The sequence below is a fragment of the Agromyces seonyuensis genome, from assembly GCF_009789225.1.
In the GTDB taxonomy this organism is placed as follows: domain Bacteria; phylum Actinomycetota; class Actinomycetes; order Actinomycetales; family Microbacteriaceae; genus Agromyces; species Agromyces seonyuensis.
Genome location: NZ_WSTA01000147.1, coordinates 1 through 1,797 on the forward strand (window position 1 = coordinate 1; position 1,797 = coordinate 1,797).

Annotated in this window: 1 protein-coding gene and 1 pseudogene; both read right to left on the bottom strand. The window is 76.9% G+C overall.

Features of this window, described 5'->3' with window-relative positions:
* Positions 1-219, bottom strand: a pseudogene (locus GB864_RS17925) (type II secretion system F family protein); the annotation flags it as partial.
* Positions 216-1,253 (bottom strand): TadA family conjugal transfer-associated ATPase, encoded by a 1,038-nt coding sequence (locus GB864_RS17930; RefSeq protein ID WP_336604078.1) that lies wholly within the window; start codon positions 1,251-1,253, stop codon positions 216-218. The gene GB864_RS17930 and the pseudogene GB864_RS17925, both read right to left, overlap by 4 nt.
* Between the last annotated feature and the right edge of the window lie 544 nt (positions 1,254-1,797).

The window sequence follows — 1,797 nt, forward strand, 5'->3', positions numbered from 1 at the left end:
TGCGGCGAGCGCGTCCGCGATCGCGACGCCCACGTCGGCACCATCGGCGGCCGCGTCCGCGGCGGCGCGGAGCGCACGGGCGTCGAGGGCCCCGCCGTCCCCTGCCGCGTCGGCGAGATGCCGCCACGCGAGCTGCGGCGCGACACCGGCGCCGAGGAGCACCGCGAGCCGGTCGGCGACCGCGGCGACCGCCTCGAGCGCGTCGGCACCGGCGTTCATGCGAGGTCCTCGGGGTCGGCCACGAGCGACCCGTCGCGCATGACGAGCCGGCCGATCGCCGCGATCCGCCGTCGCCCGTCCCGGCGCTCGAGGTGGACGACGAGGTCGATCGCACTGACCGACTGCCTGGCCAGGACGTCGGGGGCGAGCCCGGCGGCACCGCCCAGCGCCTCGAGTCGAGCGGGGACGTCGGCGAGCGAGTTCGCGTGCAGGGTGCCGGCGCCGCCGTCGTGCCCGGTGTTGAGCGCGCCGAGCAGCTCGCGCAACTCCGGCCCACGGCATTCGCCGACGACGATGCGGTCCGGACGCATCCGCAGCGCCTCCCGCACGAGCGCGTCGAGCCCGATGCGTCCCGCGCCCTCGAGGTTCGCCTGCCGCGCCTCGAGGCCGACGACGTGCGGGTGCCCGATGACGAGCTCGGCGACGTCCTCGACGACCACGATGCGCTCGCGCGGGGAGGCCTCGGCGAGGAGCGCGGCCAGCAGGGTCGTCTTGCCGGTGCCGCCCGCCCCGGTGATCAGCAGGTTCTCCCGGGCCCGCACGGCACGCCGCAGGCGCGCCTCGACCGCGAGCGCACCGGGGTCGGGCGTCGGCACGTCCCCGTGCAGGAGGCCGGCGAGCGACCGGCTGCCGCCGCGCGGGATGCGCACGGAGACGAGCGTGCCCGCGGTCGCCACGGGCGGCAGCACGACGTGCACCCGGATGCCTCGGCCGAGCCGGACGTCGACGGCCGGATGCGCGTCGTCGACGTGGCGGCCGCCGCGCGCCACGAGTCGCACGGCGAGCTCGCGGACGGCCGCTTCGTCGGCCTGCCATCCGGCCACGGGCTCGGCTCCCGCGCCGCGATCCGCCCACAGCCCGGCGCCGCCGTTCACGAAGAGATCGGTCGCGCCGGTCGCGAAGGGAGCGAGGGGACCGAGGAGGTCGAGATCCGGATGCTCCCCGGCTCGGCCCGAATCGGGAACCGGCGTCACCGGCGCCGCCGTCGGGTCGACGGTCGACGGCTCGCGCTGCCCGGGCGCCGGTCGGAGCACCCCCGGCTCCCGGCCGTGCCCGATCACTGACGAGACGCGAGGCACCGGGCCCGTTGCAGCGAGGCCCGCTGCGAGATGCGCGTCACTTGGGGACTGCCAGGACGAGCGCGGCGCCGACCGAACCGGCGCGGTCGGCGCCACGCGAGGGATCGGCGGGTGCGTCGGTGCCGCCCGGGCCGGCTCCGGCCTCGCCGTCTGCACCGGCGGGATCGCCGGAGCGCCCGTGCCGGGCGCGAACTGCGGGATCGCCGGCGCCGGGTGCGTCGGCGCAGGCCGGAACATCGGCGCGGGCGACGCCGAAGCCGGGCTCGCCGCGGACGCCGCGGACGAACCGACGGGCTGACGCTCCCACGACGGGACGGCGACGAACGGACTCATGCGGGAATGCTGCGGCGCCGATGCCGTGCGAACGCACCGCATCGGCACGATCCGGGATCGACGCCCCGGCCTATCGGCCAGAAAGAGTGGATGGGGTCCCGCTCTCGGCCCGTGATCGCGCGGATGTAGCGGGATGGTTATGGTCCGTGATGCTTAATCGTGGACC